This window comes from Streptomyces sp. NPDC051183, assembly GCF_040682455.1.
Classification (GTDB): Bacteria; Actinomycetota; Actinomycetes; order Streptomycetales; family Streptomycetaceae; genus Streptomyces.
The window spans coordinates 1-20,938 of record NZ_JBFBBA010000072.1 but is presented as its reverse complement, the minus strand read 5'-3'; the positions used below and the strand labels follow the sequence as shown (position 1 = coordinate 20,938).

The 20,938-nt window shown below is 69.4% G+C and carries 20 protein-coding genes and 1 pseudogene; 13 read left to right on the top strand and 8 right to left on the bottom strand.

The features are described 5' to 3' along the window. Positions 1-355 (bottom strand): transposase family protein (locus AB0M99_RS35620; protein WP_365928031.1); only part of this gene is annotated, 355 nt, incomplete at its 3' end. Here AB0M99_RS35620 and AB0M99_RS35615 point away from each other — a divergent pair. Further along, on the top strand, positions 345-800 hold the full coding sequence (locus AB0M99_RS35615; protein ID WP_365928029.1) for a hypothetical protein: 456 nt from the start codon (positions 345-347) through the stop codon (positions 798-800). The genes AB0M99_RS35620 and AB0M99_RS35615 overlap by 11 nt on opposite strands. On the opposite strand, the gene AB0M99_RS35610 is transcribed toward AB0M99_RS35615, so the two are convergent. After that, a complete protein-coding gene (locus tag AB0M99_RS35610; RefSeq protein ID WP_365928027.1) occupies positions 775-1,830 on the bottom strand; it encodes a glycosyltransferase family A protein in 1,056 nt (351 codons plus the stop codon). The genes AB0M99_RS35615 and AB0M99_RS35610 overlap by 26 nt on opposite strands. Before the next feature lie 54 nt (positions 1,831-1,884). Here AB0M99_RS35610 and AB0M99_RS35605 point away from each other — a divergent pair, with 54 nt between their 5' ends. The 4 genes from AB0M99_RS35605 (at position 1,885) to istB (ending at position 6,511) form a co-directional block, all read left to right on the top strand. Next, entirely contained in the window at positions 1,885-2,616 is a 732-nt protein-coding gene (locus tag AB0M99_RS35605) for a hypothetical protein (RefSeq protein ID WP_365928025.1), read from the top strand. After that, on the top strand, positions 2,613-3,377 hold the full coding sequence (locus AB0M99_RS35600) for an SDR family oxidoreductase (RefSeq protein WP_365928023.1): 765 nt from the start codon (positions 2,613-2,615) through the stop codon (positions 3,375-3,377). The genes AB0M99_RS35605 and AB0M99_RS35600 overlap by 4 nt, the downstream gene beginning before the upstream one ends. 663 nt (positions 3,378-4,040) lie before the next feature. Continuing rightward, positions 4,041-5,699 (top strand): IS21 family transposase, encoded by a 1,659-nt coding sequence (gene istA, locus AB0M99_RS35595; protein WP_365928037.1) that lies wholly within the window; start codon positions 4,041-4,043, stop codon positions 5,697-5,699. Next, positions 5,696-6,511 carry an IS21-like element helper ATPase IstB gene (gene istB / locus AB0M99_RS35590; RefSeq protein WP_365928021.1) on the top strand — a complete coding sequence of 272 codons (816 nt, stop codon included), beginning with the start codon at positions 5,696-5,698 and terminating at the stop codon, positions 6,509-6,511. The genes istA and istB overlap by 4 nt, the downstream gene beginning before the upstream one ends. 17 nt (positions 6,512-6,528) lie before the next feature. Here the strand turns inward: istB and AB0M99_RS35585 are convergent, their stop codons facing one another. Both AB0M99_RS35585 and AB0M99_RS35580 read right to left on the bottom strand, forming a co-directional pair. Further along, positions 6,529-7,137, bottom strand: a complete 609-nt coding sequence (locus AB0M99_RS35585) for a hypothetical protein (protein ID WP_365928019.1) — start codon at positions 7,135-7,137, stop codon at positions 6,529-6,531. 255 nt (positions 7,138-7,392) lie between these two features. Next, positions 7,393-7,722, bottom strand: a complete 330-nt coding sequence (locus AB0M99_RS35580) for a DUF6243 family protein (RefSeq protein WP_365928035.1) — start codon at positions 7,720-7,722, stop codon at positions 7,393-7,395. A gap of 176 nt (positions 7,723-7,898) precedes the next feature. Here AB0M99_RS35580 and AB0M99_RS35575 point away from each other — a divergent pair. Then, positions 7,899-8,862: pseudogene (locus tag AB0M99_RS35575) on the top strand (IS5 family transposase). Positions 8,863-9,065: 203 nt separating this feature from the next. Beyond that, complete coding sequence (locus AB0M99_RS35570) at positions 9,066-9,614, top strand: hypothetical protein (protein ID WP_365928017.1); 549 nt, start codon at positions 9,066-9,068, stop codon at positions 9,612-9,614. A gap of 819 nt (positions 9,615-10,433) precedes the next feature. Here AB0M99_RS35570 and AB0M99_RS35565 read toward each other — a convergent pair. The 3 genes from AB0M99_RS35565 to AB0M99_RS35555 form a co-directional block, all read right to left on the bottom strand. After that, the gene (locus AB0M99_RS35565; RefSeq protein WP_365928015.1) at positions 10,434-12,023 is read right to left on the bottom strand and encodes a hypothetical protein; all 1,590 of its coding nucleotides are present in this window, start codon (positions 12,021-12,023) and stop codon (positions 10,434-10,436) included. Between the two features lie 43 nt (positions 12,024-12,066). Next, positions 12,067-12,867: a TnsA-like heteromeric transposase endonuclease subunit gene (locus AB0M99_RS35560; protein ID WP_365928013.1), complete on the bottom strand. Its 801-nt coding sequence runs from the start codon at positions 12,865-12,867 to the stop codon at positions 12,067-12,069. A gap of 321 nt (positions 12,868-13,188) precedes the next feature. Continuing rightward, positions 13,189-14,055, bottom strand: coding sequence for an AraC family transcriptional regulator (locus AB0M99_RS35555; protein ID WP_365928033.1), 867 nt, complete (start codon positions 14,053-14,055; stop codon positions 13,189-13,191). A 119-nt stretch (positions 14,056-14,174) separates the two neighbouring features. Here AB0M99_RS35555 and AB0M99_RS35550 point away from each other — a divergent pair, with 119 nt between their 5' ends. Further along, a complete protein-coding gene (locus AB0M99_RS35550) occupies positions 14,175-14,990 on the top strand; it encodes a phytanoyl-CoA dioxygenase family protein (RefSeq protein ID WP_365928011.1) in 816 nt (271 codons plus the stop codon). Here AB0M99_RS35550 and AB0M99_RS35545 read toward each other — a convergent pair. Beyond that, positions 14,980-15,192 carry a hypothetical protein gene (locus AB0M99_RS35545; protein ID WP_365928009.1) on the bottom strand — a complete coding sequence of 71 codons (213 nt, stop codon included), beginning with the start codon at positions 15,190-15,192 and terminating at the stop codon, positions 14,980-14,982. The two genes, AB0M99_RS35550 and AB0M99_RS35545, sit on opposite strands and share 11 nt — an antisense overlap. 271 nt (positions 15,193-15,463) lie before the next feature. Here AB0M99_RS35545 and AB0M99_RS35540 point away from each other — a divergent pair, with 271 nt between their 5' ends. From AB0M99_RS35540 to AB0M99_RS35520, 5 genes are all read left to right on the top strand, one after another. After that, positions 15,464-17,035, top strand: a complete 1,572-nt coding sequence (locus AB0M99_RS35540; RefSeq protein WP_365928007.1) for an alpha/beta hydrolase — start codon at positions 15,464-15,466, stop codon at positions 17,033-17,035. A gap of 357 nt (positions 17,036-17,392) precedes the next feature. After that, positions 17,393-17,725 carry a hypothetical protein gene (locus tag AB0M99_RS35535; protein ID WP_365928005.1) on the top strand — a complete coding sequence of 111 codons (333 nt, stop codon included), beginning with the start codon at positions 17,393-17,395 and terminating at the stop codon, positions 17,723-17,725. A 45-nt stretch (positions 17,726-17,770) separates the two neighbouring features. Further along, positions 17,771-18,025: a hypothetical protein gene (locus tag AB0M99_RS35530; protein WP_365928003.1), complete on the top strand. Its 255-nt coding sequence runs from the start codon at positions 17,771-17,773 to the stop codon at positions 18,023-18,025. Positions 18,026-18,153: 128 nt separating this feature from the next. Next, positions 18,154-19,497: an alpha/beta hydrolase gene (locus AB0M99_RS35525; RefSeq protein WP_365928001.1), complete on the top strand. Its 1,344-nt coding sequence runs from the start codon at positions 18,154-18,156 to the stop codon at positions 19,495-19,497. 55 nt (positions 19,498-19,552) lie between these two features. Further along, positions 19,553-20,938, top strand: a 1,386-nt coding sequence (locus AB0M99_RS35520) for an N-acetylmuramoyl-L-alanine amidase (RefSeq protein WP_365927999.1), incomplete at its 3' end; no start/stop codon positions are given.

The following is a 20,938-nucleotide window of genomic DNA, read 5'->3' as shown; positions in this document are numbered from 1 at the left end:
GGGCGCGCACTGCGGCCAGGGCCTTGTTGGACAGCTTCTGGCCACGGGTCAGGGGCCGGTTCCGGGCGGCCTTGTAGCCGGTGATCACCGCCGGGCCGTCGTCCGGGCCGCTGTCGTCGAGGCCGACGAAGCCCAGGTCGGCGATGGCTCCGAGGCCGGCCGCGCGGAGCTGGGCGGTGAGTTTGTCGTGGCGGCAGGCGGTGATCTCCGAGGTCCGCCCGGGCCGGGCCGCGGAGACCCACAGCAGTCGGCCCCGGTCATCGGTGAGCGCGATCACGAGCAGGCCATGGCATTTGTTCTTGCCCGAGTAGTTCTTGCGGTTCTCGGCCCCGGTGCGCCGACGGGTGCGTATCACCGAGCCGTCCAGCAGTACGACTCCGCCACCCGTTCGGGCGATCTTCTTCAAGGCGCGGTCCAGGCGCGCGCCGCTGGCGGAGCTGCTGGCTGCCGCGATCGAAGCCACGTGTGCGGCGCACTCCGGCACCTGTGATCTGGACAATCCCGCAAGCCCATCGGCCACGGTCGCGATGGTGCGCGAGCACAGCGGACAGCTTGATGTCCTGGTGCTGTGCGACTGCGTCGTGGTCCTGGACACCGTTGACGGCGTGCGGGTGGTCACCGATGACCGCAACGCTGGCATGACACCCGCGCAGCGCAACATCCCTGGCGGCTTCTGGGTGGCCGGTACCCGGCCGGATTCAGCCCGGCACGCGGCCGAGCGGTCCGAACCGCCACAGGCCCGCGAAGACCGCCGAGACAAGCACATGGACGACGCTACCGCAGTGTTCCTGCGTTGGTGAGGCCGAAGGCGGCCAATCCGGTCTCCCGCAGCGAACTCCACCGCAGCCGCAGACTCTCGTCCTCTATGTAGTCAGGGCCGGCTGTGTGGCGGCGGTGGAAAAGCACACGCGCCCGCCTGGCCTGCTCGGCGATCACCCACAGTCCGCTGGGGCCGTGGACGATCAGGCCGAGGTCGGGATCGGCCACGATTTCGACCGGATCGCCGATCGCCAGATCACGCAGGACCGGCCGGTAGCGCGCCGGGTCCAGCCGGGCGAAGCGCTCCAGGTACGCTGCTCCGATCCGCTGCAGGATGGACAGCTTGGCGATCGCCCGGTAGTGCGGGTCGCGGCAGTCGGTGAGGAACCTCTCCAGCGGCTCGACCTGGGCTTGCCGGATGTCGAACCCGGCGGAGTACGAGGCGTGGACCCGGTACAGGTAAGTCGGTTCGGGCAGTTTGGTGACGAAGACGCTGCCTGCGACCATCCGCAGCCACAGGTCCCAGTCCTCGGCGAAGCGGCAGGCCCGGTACCCGCCCACCTGTTCGTAGACACGCCGGCTGTACAGGGCGCCGACCACCACGTAGCAGTGCACCAGCAGCTGTGCCAACTGGTCTCCCGCCTGCGGGTAGGCGTTCTTCAGATACGTCGGGACGCAGGCGCGCTCGCCGCCGTCCCACACCAGCGGCCGCGGACTGATCAAGCCGGGCCGGGCCGCGTACGCCTCGCGCATCAGACGGGTGTGCCGCGGGAGTAAGGCGTCGTCGGCATCCAGTTGCATGACCAGGTCGGTGCGCAACGCGCCGATCCCACGGTGGCGGGCCACACCGATGCCGGCGGGGTGAGGATAGCTCAGCACGGTCAGCGGCAGACGTGCCCGCCACGTCCGCGCCCGTCGGGCCGTGTGGTCGGTGGAACCGTCGTCCACGACGACGACCTCGTCCACGGGAACGTCTTGTGCGGCAAGGCTGGCGAGTGCCTGGTCGATGACCAGCTCGCCGTCGCGGGCCGGAATGACGACGCCGACAGTACCCGCCGAGCGCTTGTCCATCGATCGCCCCGCTTCATCTTGACGGCAGTTCAGTCGTCGCACAGGCTGAACATTATGGCGCAGGAGCGACGAATCGCAGTGTGGTCGGGGCCGCGCGCACTGTCGACGGTGCTGGCCCGCGCGTGGGAGAGCCGCTCGGACACTGCTGTGGCCGACGAGCCGTTCTTCGGCTACTACATCACCCGCCGCGGACCCACCCGGCCCGGCCGCGAACGGTTCATGCCGCACGACTGGCCCACGATCGTGCGGTGCCTGGAGGGACCGATCCCTGACGGCAAGGCGATCTGGTACCAGAAGCACCACGCGCTGCACCTGTCGAGCGAGGTACCCCGGGAGTGGATGGATCGCGTCACGAATTGCTTCCTGATCCGCGACCCACGCTTGGTCGTCCGCTCGTACAGCCGGATCAGGACCTGCTTCACGGCTGCCGATCTGGGCTATGCACAGCTGGCCGAACTGTTCGACCACATCCGCGCACGTACCGGGTCGACGCCGCTCGTGGTGGACGCCGGCGACCTGGCGCGTCACCCGGCGACGTACCTGCAGGCGATGTGCGCGTCGCTGGAGGTCGACTTCGACGAACGGATGCTGCGCTGGCCTGCCGGACGCCGCACGACCGACCCCGAGCTCGGCGACCCCTGGTACGTCTCCGTGCAGAACTCGACCGGATTCTTTTCCCAGGCTGACCCCGCCGACGTGCAGGTGCCGCGAAAGTACGCGGCGATCGTCGACGAATGCTCGCGCCACTACCAGCGCTTGTCCGCCTACCGGCTGGAGCGCCGATGAGACGGTTCGACGGCTATTCGGTGGTGGTCACCGGAGCCGCCCGCGGTATCGGCGCGCGGATCGCCGAACAGTTCGTCGCCGAAGGCGCACGCGTCCTCATCGCCGACAAGGACGAGCAACACGCGGCACAAACCGCCGAGCGCACCGGCGCACTCTCCCTCGAATGTGACGTCACCAGCGACGAATCCGTACGCGAGGCGATCATCCACGCAGTAACCGAGTTCGGCCGGCTTGACGTGCTGGTCAACAACGCCGCGCACGCCAGCCCGACACAGCCCGCTGGCCAGAGCGACGAGGTATGGTTGCGGGACCTGGACACCACTCTGCTCGGCGCGGTCCGCTGCGCCCGCGCGGCCATGCCGCACCTGATCGCCTCCGGCCGCGGCGCGATCGTCAACATCGGCTCTGTCAACGGCGAGCACTTCCTGGGCGCCCCCGCCTATAGCGCCGCCAAAGCCGGCCTGGCCAGCCTGACGCGCAGCCTGGCAGGCGAATACGCGCACAGGGGCGTACGCTGCAACCTGATCGCCGCCGGCACCGTGCGCACCCCCTACTGGGACAGCCGCAAACCCGACCTGGATATGGTCGCCGCCCATTACCCGCTAGGGCGCATCGGCGAACCCGCCGACATCGCCGCCGCCTGTCTGTTCCTCGCCTCAACAGAGGCCTCATGGACCACCGGCGCCACCCTGCCCGTTGACGGCGGACTCCTGATCGCCAACCTCGGCATCCTGCACGCCCTCGGCTTTGACCCGAACTAACGGGACCCGAGACCCGGCGGGAGGAAGACCTCCCGCCACTTGAGCGGAATCGTTCACACGGACCGGGTGGAGGTTTTCAGGTCAGCGACTCAGCGCACCTTCGGTGCGCGCCGGGGGCGGGTAAATGGCACGCCGAACCTCCAGCCTGCTGCCGGCCGGGCTGGGCCAGGGCATCCAGCTCCCGGTGCTGCTGCGGATCGTGTGCTCCAGCGGACCGGGCGGGGTGAGCAGAGGGTGATTGACCGCGCAGCAGTCCTCGCCGGCTGAGGGGGTGGCGACGCTCGGCGCGCTCTTCCTGGCGGTGTCGCCGGGGCTGGGTACGGAGCGCTGGTGGTGACGCTGCTGGTGTAGCTCGGGATAGTGGCGGTGACTGAGCTGCTGAATCTTTGGCTGCCCCGTGCGGTGCCGCCCTGCGGCGGCGGTGCGTCAGCTCTGTGCGGTGTCGTCGCTCGCCTTGTTTTCAGCGGGTTGCAGGAGGGCCAGTGCGGCGGGGCTTTCGAGAGCCACTGGTTTGGGCGGTGAGTTTGGGAGCCACCCGGTGTGATGGTGTGTGACATGCCGCTGTTGGCGTAATGACTCGCTTGGGCTGTTTGGCCGCTCACACTCTGTGCTTGTTGATCACGGTCATGTCAGGAGACCGGTGTGTACAGGTCGCGTGAGTGGATCTTTGAGCGGATCCGCCGGGACAAGCGGCTCGATCCGACGGTGTCGGGTCGGGTGCTGGCTCAGCGGTACCGCGTGTCGCGGAACACGGTGGCGAAGGCACTTGTGTGTCCGGTGCCGGCGAAGCGGAAGAAGCCGCCGCCACGCGAGAGCGTGCTGGAGCCGGTGAAGGGCTTTATCGACGCGATGCTGCGCTCGGATCTGGTGGCCCCCGCGAAGCAGAAGCACACCATCGACCGGGTCCGGGAGCGTCTGGCGGCCGAGCACGACTTCGAGCTCGCGGCGTACTCGACCGTGCGGGACTACGTGCGTAAACGCCGTCCGGGACTGATATTGGAGGCCAAGGAAGGCCGCCGGCACCTCGACGGGACGGTGCCTCAGTCCAAGATTCCGGGCGAGGAGGCGGAGGTCGACTTCGCCGACGTGTGGCTGGACCTGGCCGGTCAGCGACGCAAGTGCGTGCTGTTCACGCTGCGGATGTCGTACTCCGGCAAGGCCGTCCACCGCGTGTTTGCGACCGCTTCGCAGGAGGCGTTCTTCGAAGGCCACGTGGAAGCGTTCGAGTCGCTGGGCGGTGTCCCATCGGTCCACATTCGGTATGACAACCTCAAGCCCGCGGTCAAGCAGGTGCTGTTCGGGCGTTCACGCACCGAGTCGGCTCGGTGGGCCGCATTTCGATCTTGGTATGGATTTTCGGCGTTCTATTGCACGCCTGGTGAGGATGGCGCCCATGAGAAGGGCGGAGTGGAACACGAAGGTGGGAGGTTCCGCCGCAAGCACCTGGTCCCGCCGCCCGATATCGAGTCGCTGGCCGAACTGAACGAGCGGCTTGCGGCGATCGACGCAGCCGAGGACGCACGGCATGTCCACGGCCGACCGACCTCGATCGGCTTCGACTTCGAGCAGGAACGGCCCCTGCTGCGGCCGCTGCCCACAGACGGCTACGACTGCGGGATCGACCTGACCCCGGTGGTCCACCGCAATGGCCGGGTCACCGTCCGCCAGTGCTACTACTCGGTCCCGGCGAAGTTCATCGGCCTGAAGGTACGGGTGAAGCTGCGGGCGAACGAGCTGTGGATCTACGACGGCCGTCACGTCGTGGCCCGCCATCCCCGGCTGACTCGCCGCTACACCTTCCACGACATCCTTGATCACTACCTGGAGATCCTGCTGGTCAAGCCCGGCGCTTTCGCAGGCGCCTCCGCGCTCGCGCAGGCGCGGGCCGAGGGCGGCTTCACCAAGACCCATGAGGCGTTCTGGGCCGCGGCGAAGCAGAAGTGCGGGGACCGGGAAGGAACCCGGCAGCTGATCGAGGTCTTGCTGCTGCACCGTCAGCTGCCCGCTCACGCGGTGATCGCCGGGATGGCCACGGTCGTGAGGATCGGCTCGATCAGCACGGATCTCGTCGCGATCGAAGCCCGCAAAGCGATCGAGGACACCGAGGAGACCGACCTCCACCCCCACGGCGGCACGGCGGACGACGAGACCGCCGACCAGGAGTCGGGGGATCGGGCAGATGCGGGGGCGAAGGTGATCTCCCTGAACGCCCGGCGGCTGCCCTCCGATGCCCGCTCCGCGCTGCCGGACATGTCCAAGTACGACCGGCTGCTGATGCCGGTGAAGAACACGACCACCACGAGGAAGGGCACGAGCGCATGACCGCCACCCAGACCGAAGAGGCAACCGATCAGGTTCCGGCCCGGCGGATGCCACTGCCGGGCGATCCCGAGGACGCGTTGATCGACGAGGCCTGCCGGGACCTGCGGCTGCCGGCCTTCCGGGAACGGTTCGTGGAACTGGCCACCGCTGCCCGCCGGGAGCAGGCCACCTACAAGCAGTTCCTCTTGGACCTGCTCCAGGTCGAAATCGCCGACCGGGATGTCCGCCGCCAGCAGCGGCTCGTCCGCGCCGCCCGGTTCCCCCGCCCCAAGCGGCTCGAAGACTTCGACTACGAGAAGAACCCCAACGTCAGCCCCGAGGTCGTAGCCGATCTCAAGTCCCCGTCCTGGGTCCAGCAGGGCCGCCCGCTCGTCCTGATCGGGGACTCGGGCACCGGCAAGTCCCACCTGCTGATCGGGGTCGGTACGGCGATCGCCGAGGCCGGCCTGTCCGTCCGCTACACCAGCACCTCCGCGCTGGTGAACGAGCTGGCCGAGGCGGAAGCGGGCCGCCGTCTGTCGTCGGTGATCGCCCGTTACAGCAAGGTCGATCTTCTCTGCCTGGACGAGTTCGGGTATCTCAACCTGGACAAGAAGGGCGCCAAGCTCCTGTTCCAGATTTTCACCGAGCGTGAGGAATGCAAGGCGACTGCCGTAGCCACGAACTCCCCGTTCGCCGAGTGGGACAAGACCTTCGGCGACCCGCGGCTCTGCGCGGCCATCGCCGACCGGATCACCTTCCGCTGCACCCTTATCCAGACCGGTACCGAGTCCTACCGCTTCCGCATCACCGAAGCCGAACGACGCGGGTGACGGGGAAGTTCTCCTGGTCAGCCACGGCGGGACAGAGGAGTACGCAGTTCCACGCGGAGCCGGACAGACGTGAGGATGGGTAGTCCGAAATGGGCGTGGCGCAGTTCCGTCGAACGCGCGGCGATGAGGTCGAGGTCCCGCAGCTGGCGCTTGAGCTCGTCGATCAGTGCCTTGTCGGTGTCGAGGAAGTCTCCGTCTTCGAGCCCGGCGCCGGCGAGGTACTCGAGGTGCTGATCATCGATGGCCCGGCGACTGGCCCAGACTGCGAAGTCGGTGCACCCGAAGAGATACGCATACGCGGCATTGAGGGTCGCGGCAGCGGCCGGCTCGTACGCATCGTCAGGTCCCACCAGGCGGTCGTTGTGGCAGTAGTCGCTGAGCATGTACTCCGCCAGGCCGCGGTTGACGGCGGTATACACCTCCGGATCGCCGAGGACGCCCTCCCACACCGAGTTCAGGAGCGGTCGCAGACCCAGAGTGAAGGCTGCCTGTTCATCCTCCGGCAGAGCCTCGTGCCACCCCATCAGACGCTCAGCAACGCCCGCGGCGAAAACGCCGCGTTCACTGGGCCTTGCGGCCTCCAAACGCGCGTTCACCAGCGCTATGAGGTCCTGCCACGTGTCCATTCGAGCCCCCGAGCCAGATACCGGCGTGCTCACGCCCGCCGCGGGGATCATCCCATCCACGGCTGACAACGCCTGAAGCAGTTCCTGGTAAGCCGACTCGACATCAAATAGGCGGGCCCGTCCGCACCGCGCCTGTCAGGGACACGGGCCGGAAGGGCCCAGGCCATCAAAGTACTGGCCCATACCGCCGCCGCTACCGCAGACACTCCCACCCACACGTCACTCGATCAGGGTGGCTCCCATTCTCGCCGCCGATCATGAACCTGCACCGCAGTCCATCGCCTGCACAGACGGACCAAAGCGGCTCCCAAAACCACCGCCCACATGGCTCTCGTTCACCGCGCCGAAAACACTCGCCTGCTCGGCGCCCTCAGCCGCGGCTGCCTTCTTGCGCATCTTGCGCACCAGCTCCGCCTTCTGGTCGGCGGCACCCCGGCGGTCGAGGTTGCGGTGCGGACCGTTGTTCTGCCGTTCGGCGCGGGACAGCTTCTTGCGCTGGCCGCCGCCCATGCCCACGGGGTTGTTGATGTTTGGTGGGCTGGTGTGCGTAGGCGTCGGGACGCTCGGCCAGGTCCGGGGTGGCAGTCCAGCGACAAGATCATCGGTCATCGGGCAACTTCCTTGTTGGTGAGGACCAGCAAGGCCCGCACCGACAAGGAAGTTGCCCGATGACCGATGATCTTGCCGGGAGTCATCCGCCCCCGACCAGCACGAGCACCCCAACGCCCATTCACACCAGACCCGTGACCTGCAACTTCACGATGCACACCGCTCAGTGGAAGTTCATCGAGCCGTACCTGCCGATCGGCAGGTACGGCCGTATCCGGAGCGGTTGCGGGAGCAGTTCGAGGGGGTGATCTGGCGGTTTCGGTCCAGCGGCCAGTGGCGGGAGATGCCTGCCGAGTTCGGGCCCTGGGCCACCGTCTACGGACGCTTTCGCGTCTGGCGGGACGCCGGTGTCTTCACCGCCCTGCTGGAAGGCCTGATCGCTGAGGGTGCCCGGGTGGGCAGAACGGACTTGTCGCTGGTCAGCGTGGACTCCACAACGGTTCGCGCCCACCACGACGCTGCGGGGATGCGCGTCAGCAAGCACCTCATGGAGGCCCTGGAAGAAGCCGTGCAGGAGCAGGAAGCAGCCCGGCAAAAAGGGGCGGACCGCAGGAACAGAACGGACAGGCCGAGCGCCGCTCCATCCGACGCAGACACAAGCTCCGCCTGAAGGAAGCCCTGCTCGCCAGGTCCCGGGGCGGCCTGACCAGCAAAATCCACCTTGCCGCAGACCACAAGTGCCGTCCGCTCGCGCTGGTCCTGACCGCCGGACAGGCCGGGGACAGCCCTCAGTTCATCCCCGTGCTCGCGAAAGTGAAGGTCCGCCTGCCCGTCGGCCGTCCACGCACCCGGCCCGACGCGGTCGCCGCGGACAAGGCCTACTCGTCCCGCGGCAACCGCGCCTACCTGCGCAGACGCGGAATCAAGGCCGTCATCCCGGAAAAGAGGGACCAGACCGCCAACCGCAAGAAGAAGGGCGCACGAGGCGGCCGGCCCGTCAGCCACGACGCCGACCTCTACAAGGAACGGAACACGGTCGAGCGCCTGATCAACAAGCTGAAGGCCTGGCGAGGCATCGCCACCCGATACGACAAGACACCGGACAGCTACCTCGCCGGCCTCCACCTCCGCGCCGCAATGATCTGGATCGACGACCTGATCAAGACCACCGAATGATCACGACATCACACAGGCCCTAGTGCCGCGAGTGGCCGCGACCGTCTCCAACGCGATCCAGCCGACCCGCACGGCCGACCACGACTCCGGGCTCCCACTCCCCGCGATCGCGGCCCGAGCGGGAACCCCGCACGGCTACGGCGTCAACCGCTGTGGTCGATGCCGGTGCGCTGCGGCGGTCAACCGGCGTAGCGTGGTGGGGTATGAGCGAGGTTGTGGAAGCAAGAGGTCCGAAGGTTCCGCCGAGTTTTCCTCCGAAGTCGCCGCCGCCGCAGAAGAAGCCGGTGGAGCCGCCGCGGCCACAGCCGGCGACGAAGCCGAAGTCGCTCACCGGGGTGCCGCCCCGGCTGGTCGTCACCAGCCGGCGGGCGAGAGTGCTGGCGCTCCGTGCGGACCAGTGGGCGGCGAAGAAGGCCGCCGCACAGTCTGCGCTGGCAGTCGCCGAATGGGATTACCCGCTGCTGGACGAGCACGACTTCCTCAAGGCGGTCCACGGCTTGGTCCACGCGGCCGTGGCGGCCGGCGGGAAGCGCGTCAGCGTCCACCTCGCCGACCAGGACGCCAAGATCCTCGTCATGGTCCTCAACCACCAGACCGGCGAACAAGGCAAACAAGACGATGCGGGGCAGGTCCCAGCCGAGGTGGCGGTGCTGCGCACCGTGGACGCCTGCGGCGCCCACACCGACCACGACGGCCACGCCTGGTGGGCACTCCTCGACGCCCGGCCCCGACCGAAGAAGCGCGTGACATAGCCAATGCCGAGCCCAGGACGTACCCCGGCCTACCGCCAGCCCCATCGCCGGAGCGGAGCTGGAACAGTCGGGGTCGGCCCGCAGTCGGGAGCACGCCACCAGATGACGAGAAGTGCTGCGGCGAGGACATCGGCCACTGCACAGCCACCCAGCAACGAGACCGGAACCGTCTCAACGACGAACAGCGGAAGCGGCTCGCCAACCAGCGCGCCCGCCGCGACCGGCCCGACGCCGACCAGCTCCGCGCGCTCGCCGAACCAGGGGTGGAGTGGGCACAGTGAGAACGACCGGCCGGTCTAGGATGCCGAGCGGGCGGAGCCGTAGCGCAGAGCTCGACGCGCGCGGTCTCCAAAATCGCGAGGACGCCGGTAGAACCCAAGTGCAGTCATGAGCCCGCTGGGGGACCTCGCAGCCGACGGATGTAGCGTCCCGCATGTGGAAATCGCTGACCTGACCCCTCTCGAATCCCGCATCCGGCATGCCTTTGCACGGGGCGAAGCGGTGGACGCGCGCCAGGAGCACGGGGCCCCGGACCTTCCGGAGGTCGCGGGGCCATCCGTACGTGCTGCGGTGCTGCGCGCACTGTTGCTCTCCGGCCCGGCCGAGAACGGCGAGATTCCCGCGCTGCGCCTGAGCGGCGTGACTGTCACCGGACAACTCGATCTCGCCTACGCCGAGATCCCGCATCCGATCCGGCTCGTGGCCTGCGACTTCGAGGACACGCCCGATCTGAGCGGAGCGCGCGTACGTCAGCTGGACTTGCGGGCGTCCAGGCTGCCCGCGCTCACTGCGCCGGGCCTGCGCGTCGAGGGCGACCTCCTACTCGCCGACTGCCGGGCCTCCGGCCCGATCCGGCTGGGGTCCGCCCACGTCGAGGGCAACATCAGTGCCCCGCGCCTGGTGGCACAAGGCGGAGTCGTGCTGGAGTCGGCCCAGGTGTCTTGCGCCCTCGATCTCGAGGATGCCCGGCTGCACAACCCACAAGGCGATGCGCTCAACGCACCCAGCCTCAGCCTCGGCACTGTCCTCAACGCGGGTGGCCTCAGGGCCGAGGGCAGGGTCAGGCTCACCGGAACCAGGGCCGGCGGCTGGACCCTCTCTGACAGTCTCGGCTGAGACACCCGGTTTAGCCGGTGAGCAGTTCGAACAGTAGCTGCCGACAGCTCGCTCGCAGGCGGCCTTGTCCTGCGGGCGAAGGACACGTGAGGGAAGGATGTTGCAGCCGAGCACGCGCTGAACTTCGACCAGGTGGTGGTTGCGATAGGCGGACCCGTGGTCGGTGGTCACCGTCTCCGGGGTGAGGAACGGCAGGCCCGCGACCTTGTGCCCGGCGAACTCCGAGACCACGGCCGCGGGCAGGCCCGGGTAGGGCCACTCCAGCTCGTCGCCCCAGTCCGCGCGCATCGGCAGCGGCATCATCACGTCCCGCAGCAGCATCGCGACGTCCACCGAGGTGTCGGAGACCAGCGTGAGTCGGAACGCGACCAGCGAATGCGTGTAGGTGTCGAGGGCGATCGTCAGGTGGGGCTTGACCGGATCGCCGAAGACGCCGTCGCGGACCATGACCGGCAGGACCGTGGTGTCCAGCGCGACGACTTGGCCCGGCCGGTGGACCACCACGTGCCCGTTCTTCATCGGCAGCTCTGCGGACCGCGCATAGCGCTGACGTGCACCGCTGGCGCCGAACCACTCCTTCCAGACCCGGCAGAGCGTTCGGTAGCTCGGCACCTCTGTCGCTGTTTCGGGCGCCTCGCCGGTATCCGGGTCCTTCGCGTCGAAGGTCTCGCGGACGTACTGGCGGATCATGCGGTCCTTCGTGCGCATCGAGACCTTCGCACTGCGCAGGGTCTCCTCGCGGACCGCGAGGATCGCCTCCCGCACCTCCTCCGTCACCGTCCGATGCCCGCCGCTCTCCCGAAGCCAGCGGTCGTCCGCGCACCCGATCAACCCGAACTTTCGGCGCCCTGTCTCCCACCGGATCAGGGTGTGGACGCTGACGGCGTCCAGCCCCAGCAGCCTCGCCTGCTGCCGGTCTAGGGCGGCGAGCTCGGCCGCCTTCGCCCGCCGACGGCCCGTCAGCGTCGTGGTGTCCGGGTCGTACTCGGGTTTCGGCTCGCCCGGCCCCGGCCGCAGCGGATCGCCGCTGCGGAACCCGGTCGCCACCTCCAGGAGATGGGTCATCCTCAGCTCTACGAGCGCCAGCCGCTCCTCCTTAAGATCTTCGACGGTCTTGGACTGGCGCCCCCGATCGGCACCGGTGGCCTCCGTTCGCGAAGACGGCCGGCAACCCGGGTGGTTGACCAGAGACCGGAAGCTCACCCGCTGACGGACACCGTCGGCGGCGACGAGTTGGACGCGGCCCAGGTGCGGCTCACGCCGCTCGACCGTCCACTCGGTGCCGTCCAGCACCACCCGGCCCCAGGCGCGAGGTCCAGCACCGCCCTCGCCGCCCTCATGCCACCGCTCCCGGAGCCACCACCACGACCGAGCGGTCGGCCAGCGGCTCGGCCAGGTCGACCCCCAGTCGCCGATGCCAGAGCAGGTGCAGCAGCTGAGCCCGGGCCAGGGGCTCGTAGGTCGCTGTGCCGGCAAGTGCGCCGAACGTAAGACCCTGCCGCGCGGACTCCAGCAGTGCAGGCCGCAGCCCCAGCGGGTCGGACAACGGTCGCCGCTGCGAGGAGAGCGCGTCCAGGGTCGAGCAGATGTGGTCACCCCAGCGGGCGGCCACCGTGTAGTGCCAACCGCAGGCCAGGGCGACCTCGGCCGCCGCGGCGAAGGACTCCCGGTCCTTCTCCTCGATCAGCGCTTCCGGGCGCACGTCGATAAGCCAGACTCCTTGCCGGGTCACCGCGAGGAAGTCCGGTGTGTGGCTCCGGCGCTTGTCCGCGGTGTCGAACCGCAGCCTCATCGGCTGTGAGACGACGTCGATCAGGTCCCCAGCGAAGTCCAGCGCAAGCAGCAGTCGGGCCTCCTCCAGGCTCTCGGCACCGTGGTGGCGGCCAGTACTGACGAGGAACTGCAGGCCGGGCCGATGGCGCTGGTCCCGCTGCCAGGAGAAGCAGCGGATCGGATCACCGTCCACCATCGGCGTCCGGACGAGGTCCCGCACCGGACAGGACACCTGACCGCCGCCGGTCTTCCACGTCACCGTCCACCGCCCGGTCCAGCCCTCGCACAGGCCCAGGCCGACCCGGCCGGCCTCTACGGAGACCGGGACGAGAAGTTCGTCCCAGGCGGCGCGGTGTGACCACAAGGGCTGAACTGCTGTCGCCCCTGCCGCACCCGCTGCCCTGCGTACGCGCTCGCTCGGTTCCATGCCTCTCAGGAGAGCGGCCACGGACGCTGCGAGCCCGGAATGTTCGAAACTGGTTCCAACATGAATGGCAATTCACCGCAGGTTGCAAGAAGCGTGACCAGATGGTTCCAACAAACGTGTCCCGCAAGGTCAGAACCGCCAGGTCAGCACACCACCCCGGTTCCAACTATCGCGTCCCGGCTCAAGGTGCCTGTCCGCCTTCTCACCCGGAGCGGCACGCCGGCCCCCGGCGAACAGGGCCAGGGAGGGGTTCCAGAATCAATCGGCCTCCCGTTCCACCGGCAGCCACAGCTCGGCATCCGCATGCCTGCCGTCCGCCGACATCCGTGCACGGAGGATCTCCGGCCCGGGACGGCTCCGGTACGGGTTCGATGGGAACCACTCGGTGAACACATCCCGCCACAGCACCTGAATCGCCTCCGGCGCCGGCCCCGAGGAGGTGAAGACCGCCCATGTCCCGGCCGGCACCTGCAGCGTGGCCATGCCCTCCGGCGCGGACGCCGAGGTGACGACCCCGTGGTAGTAGTCGAGATCGGTGCCCTCCGCCCGGCTGGGATCCAGGTCGTCACAGACCGCGAGGATGCCGTGCGGATCCTGGTCGGTCAGCTTCTCCAGCAGCTCCCTTGTCTGGTCGCCGATCCCGCGGACGAAGTCGATGATCGCCTGGTTCGGCCCCGCGTGCACGAGCAGCACTCGGGCCTTCGCCCCGACGACGCTGAACTCCGGCTTGTGCACGACGCGGTAGCGCATGCTGCTGCGCCCGTCGACGATGAGGCGGAAGGTCATCCGTGGCTGGGAGCTGAGCGCCGCGCCGGTGCGCCGCGCCTCGCCGGGGCCGACGCCGTGCACCGTGCGGAACGCCCGCGCGAATGCCTCGCCCGAGCCGTAGCCGTATCGCACCGCGATCTCCAGCAGCGTCCGCTCACCGGCCAGTACCTCCGCGCCCGCGACGGTCAGCCGCCGGCGCCTGATGTACTCCGACAGCGGCATCCCGGCGAGCGCCGAGAACATCCGCCGCAGGTGGTACTCCGAGGTGGCCGCGACCCGCGCCAGCTCACCTACGTCGACGGAACTGTCGAGCTGCCGCTCGATGTGCTCCATGGCCTGATTGAGCCGCTCCAGCACGCTTGCCTCCAAGATCCCGACCATCGATTCAATCAGACGCGACCCTTCACGCCGCACCCGAGAAAAGCGGTGCGGCAAGTGTCGGGTGACCGGGACGGGCAGCGCCGCACGATGGGGGCATGGACGACACGACCTTGGTATCCCGCTTCCTCCGCGACGGCTTCGTCAAGCTGGAGGGCGCCGTCGCGCCCCGCGTGGCCGAGAGCTGCACGCGGCTGCTGTGGCGGGAGACGGGCTGCGACCCGGACGACCCGGAGACGTGGACACAGCCCGTGCACTGGGTCGGCGGAATGGCACAGGGACCGTTCGCCGCCGGACCCAACTCCCCGGCGCTGCACCGGGCGTACGACCTGCTGGTCGGCGCCGGGCGCTGGGAGCCGCGCTACTCGCTCGGCACCTTCCCGCTGCGCTTCCCGCACGAGGAGGAGCCCGACGACGCGGGCTGGCACATCGAGGGCAGCTACGCGGTGGAGGGTGAGACCTGGCCCTTCACCAATCTCCGCTCACGCGGCCGGGCCCTGCTGATGCTGTTTCTGTTCAGCGAGGTCGGGGAAGACGACGCCCCGACTCGGATCCGGGTCGGCTCCCACCTCGACGTGCCGAAGGTGTTGGAGCCGTACGGGGAGGAGGGCGCGAGCGGCCTGGCCATCGCGCCGGATCTCGTAGCGGCATCCGCCCACAGGCCGCTCGCCCTCGCCACCGGTTCCCCAGGTGACGTCTTTCTGTGCCATCCGTTCCTGGTCCACGCGGCACAGCCGCACCACGGGGTGCGGCCGCGCTTCATGGCCCAGCCGCCTCTGATGCCCGCCGCGCCGTTTGAACTGGAGCGGGCCGACGCCGCGTACTCACCCGTGGAGATCGCGATCCGACGGGGCCTGGGACAGGCCACCCCCGGTCCTGAGAGGGAGGACGCCGGACCCGCCATCAGCGTTTGACTGCCGGGTCCGTCGATATGGAACTGGTGGCGAGGCGGCTGAACAGCGTCTCCTCAAGACGGGTCACCACGCCCCGCGCAGTACTGCCCTCCCTCAGCAGGAACCGGACGCGGCGGATCTTGAGGGAGGCGACGACGCCGATGACCGACCCCGCGGCGGTGAAGACCGACGCGAAGAGCAAGAGGATCTGGGAGTCAGACACAGGGTCGTCTCGATTCTGGAGCCGAAGAACTCCTGACAGCATGCCAGTGCGGCGATCTCCCCCTACGGCGGGCGCGTGGCCGGGACGGCCCTCAGCGCAGCTCCGCCTGCGGTCTCCTCCCGGAGGAGGAGGCCGGACCGGGCCGCAGGTCCCGGACCGGGGGTGGACGGGACCGGGGTCCTCGTGCCCTTGGGCGATGTGCCGTACCAGGGCGGGTTCCTAGCCTCGGGGCATGCGATCACACGAAGCGGACGATGCTCAAGGAGACCCCGTGACCACTGTCAGCCCCGCCGCACGCCGCGCCTTGGCCGTGGGTCTCACCCTCGCCGCCTGCCTCACCTCCTCCCCCGTCCTGGCCACGGCCGCCGAGGCCCCCGCCCAGGACAACTCCCGGGCCGGACTGGACCGGTACTACCGCCAGCACCTCGGCTGGGGCAGCTGTATCAAGGGCCCCGACGACACCACGGGCCGCGATCTGGACCGGGCAGGCGTGCAGTGCGCGGACGTGACCGTGCCCCTGGACTACGCCGACCCCCGGGGGCGCACGATCACCGTGGCGATCTCCCGGCTCAAGGCCACCGACACCCGCCACCGCATCGGCGCGATCCTCCTCAACAACGGCGGTCCGGGCGGTCCCGCGCTCCAGTCCCCGCCGCAGGCCCGCGCGTCGATGAAGGAGGTCGGCGCGCGCTACGACATCGTCGGCTTCGACCCGCGCTTCATCGGGCGCAGCACCGCGCTGGACTGCGGCTTGCCCGTCGGCATGACCTGGCTGTCGGCCGGCACCGGCCGGGCGGGCTTCGACCGCCAGGTCGCCCTGCAGAAGAGCCTGGCCGACAAGTGCCGGGCCACCGACGCCGCGGTGCTCCCGCACATCACCACCCGCAACACTGCCCGAGACATGGACGTCATCCGCGGCACGCTCGGCGAGCGGAAGATCTCCTTCCTGGGCTACTCGTACGGCACTTACCTGGGCACGGTCTACACGCAGATGTTCCCCGGCCGCCACGACCGGATGGTGCTGGACGGGGCGATCAACCCGAGCGACTACCGCCCCCGGCTGCTGAAGGGCACGGAGCGCGAGAACGAGAAGGCGCTGTCCGACTGGACGGCCTGGGCCGCGGAGCACCACGACACCTACGGCCTCGGCCGCAGCCGCGCCGAAGTGCTCGCCGCCGTCGACCGCATCGTCGCGGCGGCCGCGCGCGGTCCGCTGACCATCGGCGCCGGCGCCGATGCCTTCCGGATCGACGACAGCCAGGTGCCGCTCCTCCTCTTCTCGGGCATCGCGGACGACACCGCCGCGGCGCGGGCGTCGTTCGGCGAGCTGGTTTCCGTACTGGCCAAAGCCGCGGAGGGCCGGCCGGCGACGGTGCCGCCGATGCTCGTCCCGGAGCTCCGGTACGTGCTGCGCGGTGAGGGCGAGCCCACCGGCGCGCAGACCGCCGTCATCTGCGGGGACGTGGCCGCCGCGCGCGATCCCGAGCTCTACTGGCGGGACATCGAGCGCAACCGCACCGCGCACCCGCTGTTCGGCGCTCTGACCAACAACATCAACCCGTGCGCCTTCTGGGACTCGCCGCGCGAAGAGCCCACCCGGGTGCGGCGCGATGCCCCTGCACTGATCGTCGCCGCCACCGGTGACCCGCGTACGACGTACAAGGGAAGCGTCGAGCTCCACAAGCAGCTGCCGAGCTCCAGGCTGGTCACCCTCGAGGGCGCCAACCGGCACGCCCTCTTCGGGCGCTACGGCAACGCGTGCGTGGACGACCAGGTCAATCGGTACCTGGCCACCGGCAAGCTGCCGGCGAAGGACCGGACCTGCGTCAAGCAGGCGGGGTAGCGGCCCCCGATTCACGAATCCCGGATGTCGACAGCAGCGACGATGGACGCGCCCGCGCAGGACGCCGAGGGGTCCGGCGCCGGCCGACCGGCAGAAGTAGGCAGGAGCCTACTTCTGCCGGTACTACTTCGTGGTGATGGCCCCATACCCGGTGATGGACTGGCCGTGCAGCGGCGGAAGAGCACGGGACAGGGCAGAGCGGAATCCGCCCGACGACCGGGCGAACCCGCCCACGCGACGGACGACGCGGGACCAACGCTCCTGACTCCACCGCACTCATCCCCCGCTGCGCAGCCCCACTGGCACAGCCGGTAGCGGCAGCAGCCCCTTTCAGTTACGGCCCGGTACAGGAGTCGCATGTCCCACCCCTCTCGCCACGGATCCCGCGTCAGTCCACGACGCCGGCACCGCCTGGTGGCCCAGCTGGCCGCGGGCTGCATCGCCGCGGGCTCGCTGGTCTCCGCGACGGCCCCCGCCACAGCAGCCGGGTCGGTCAACGCCGACGCCTACTACTCCCTCAAGCCGGCCCCCCTCCGGCAGGACTGGATGAAGTCCATGGACGGCGGCACCTCCCTCGCGCGGGTGTCGCTGCCCGGCACCCACGACACGCTCGCAGGACGCCTGCCCGAATTGATCCCATCCGCGCAGCGGGCCCGCACCTGTCTGGCTGGGGTTCGGGCCCGCTGCTAGACCGAGCCCTGCGGGAGCTCCAGTTACGCCAGGCGCCGAGGACCAATGCGCCCCACCCACGCGGTCCGGACCCGGCTGTGCACGATCAGCCGCGTGCCGGCGGCCATGGCGTGCTTCGGGGACTTTGGCGGGCCGCAGCTCCAGAAGGGCGCCACGGGTGGTGGGAGCTTCATCGGAGTGGCCTCGGGTCCGGGCGCCCTGGTGCCCCCCGGTGTCCCGTGCGCTGCCGACCCGGGCGTCTACACCAGCGCGCCCGCGTGCGCGGACTGGATCCGGCAGACCGTCAGGCACAACCCCTGATCCCGGCGGCCGGGCGTCGCACTGCAATCCGGGCGGCGCCGGGCGGCAACCCCGGGCGCGGTCGGGCGTCTGGCGCAGTGGAACCACCTGTCCTGCGTTCGCTACCGACCCGCCCCTGGAGCACCTCCTTGAAGCACGACGACGCGCCCGCCGCTGCTCGCCGCCGCCCGCTGCGGACCTGCACGCTCGCCGCCGCCACCGCGGCCCTCATCCTGACGCACGCCATGGCGGCCGGCCCCGTGTCCGCGTCCGCTGCCGCCTCCGACGCCCGCGGGACGCGGGGTGTCGCCACCGTCACCTACGACCTCGGCGAGCGCGCCTACCGGCTGCCGGGAACCGGTGCCCCGGTCGAGCTCGCCGCGACCGTGCACTACCCGAAGGACCTCCGCGCCACCCCGCGGCCCCTCGTCGTCCTGCTGCACGGCTGGCACGAGACCTGCGCCGACCCGGCCGCGGCAGCGGCCCGGTCCGCAGCGGAACGGGCCGGGGACTGGGACGCGTACGCCGCCGCCGGCCAGAAGCTGTTCAGCTGGCCCTGCGCCCCCGGCACGCCCCCCATCCCCAGCAACCGCGGCTACGACTACCTCGCCGAGGAACTTGCCGGCCGCGGCTTCGTCGTGGTCTCCCCCAGCGCCAACGGCATCAACGCCGCCGAGGTCTTCGGCGACGACGACACCTCCGCACGGGCCGACCTGATCAACAGACACCTCGCCCTGTGGCAGCAGCTCACCACCTCAGGCCGCAGCGCTCTCACCGGGGCGTTCCGGGACGCCAAGTCGGGCAAGCCCCGGCGCGTCGACTTCCGCCATCGCGTCGACCTGCACAGGGTCGCCACCCTGAGCCACTCGCGCAGCGGCGCGGGGGCGACGTGGCAGGCCGCCGACCGCCACCGCGCCCAGTGGCCCGAGGGCTTCGAGGTCAAGGCGGTCATGGCACTGGCCCCCGCCTACAACGTCATGACCGAGGACACGGCCGCGTACGAGATCACCAAGACGCCCCTGGCCGTGGTCCTCGGCACCTGCGACGGCCAAGTCGGCACCGAGGCGCTCACGTTCGCAGCCAAAGCGACCGCGAGGAGCACCGCCGGGTTCCAGCAGCTGGAGATGCCGGGCGCGAACCACAACTACTTCAACACCCAGTGGTCGCCGCTGAGCGGCCAGGTGGCAGCCCACGACGACGCTGCCCACCCCGGCCAGTGCACCGGCCGCAGCGGCTCCCCGTACGCCCCCCCAGCAGACCGAAACGGCCCAACGCCGGGCCACGGCCGCCCACATCACGGCCTTCCTGCGCCGCCACCTCACCACCGACGGAAGGCGCTGAACGTGCACGTCGGCGCCCCCGGTTCGGTGCCTGAGGCGGACAGGGCGGCGGGTAGGTTTATTGTCGGCGCGCCCCCTCTGAAGCCCGCCTTTACAACGCCCGGCGCAGGGCAGAGTCATTCGAAATGGAGTATGCGTGAGCAGAATTGTTAGGTCGACAGTCGGCGTCTCACTGACGTGTCTGGCAGTGACCGCAGGAACCTTGCCCGTGGCCTGGGCCGGCCCGGCAGTGGGCAACTCGGATGTTTCCGTTCAGCGAGTTGAGCTCACCGACAAGAGCGGCACTGAATCGGCCGAGCTGCGGCGTGCGACCAGGACCTCCGAGGCGCTCGTCACTGCAGAAATCAACGTACGGGCCTTCCGGCTCGTAGGCCTCACTTGGAAGCAGTCCGACGACCGCGCCGACGGCATGAAGATCGAGGCCCGCTTCCGTCAGAACGGCAAGTGGCAGGACTGGGTTTCCGTACCGTCTGCGGAGGCCGACCCCGACGGTTCCGGTGCCAAGAGGGACGGCACCGATCCATACTTCACGAGCGCGTCGGACGGCATACAGCTGCGCATCAACGGCAAGGGCAAGGGCAAGGCTCTGCCCGCCGACCTCAGTCTCGCCCTGCTCGCAGCCAACGTGACGTCGGCCGACCGGCAGGCCGTGGCGAGCCGTGCGCAGGCGTCCATGTCAAAGCAGGGGACGAGCGGCGTCCGCCTGTCGCCGGCCGAGACCGGTGTGAAGCTCAAGGCGCGGTCCGACTGGAACGCGGACGAGAGCCTGGCGGATCCCGGCTACAAGAAGACCGGCACGGTGAAGGCCGCGATAGTTCACCACACGGTCGACAACAACACGTACACGGCTGACGACGTTCCGGGCATGATGCGGATGATCTACACCTACATGATCTCGCAACAGGGCTACGGAGACTTTCCGTACAACTTCGTCGTCGACAAGTTCGGGAACACATGGGAGGGGCGCCGGGGCAGCATCGCGGCCAGCCCTGACGCCCAGGGCGATGACCCCAAGGCCATCCTCGGCGGCCATGCGGCAGGCTTCAACACCGACACCTTGGGTGTTGCCACTTTGGGCAACTTCGAACCCAACGTCTCCGGATCCGGGCCCAATCCCCAGCCCACCGACGAGATGATCGACGGCCTGGCGGCAACCCTTGCCTGGAAGTTCCGCCAATACGGCCGCGATCCGCTGGGCCAGACCCAGCTCACTTCAGGGGGCGGCACCGGAAACCCGAACCCGCCGGGCTCGATCCTGACCGTCAAGACCATCATCGGGCATAGAGACGTCAACCAGACCCTGTGTCCGGGCGCCAACCTGTACTCCAAGATGGACGCGCTGCGCACCAAGGTCGCGGCCCTTCTGTCACGGCCTGAGCCGTCGGTGGGGGTCGTGTCCGCGGCGTCCAACGAGGCCGGTGGCAGCGAGCGCGTGCGCTGGGGCGACTACGACGGGGACAAGCGCCCCGACTACATCACCGTCGCCGACAACGGCGCGGTCAACGTCTATCTCAACCACGGCGGCGACCCGGCCGGCGCGAACGGCTGGCAGCCCGTCGGCCAGATAGCCGGCGGCATCACCAACGACCGCAGC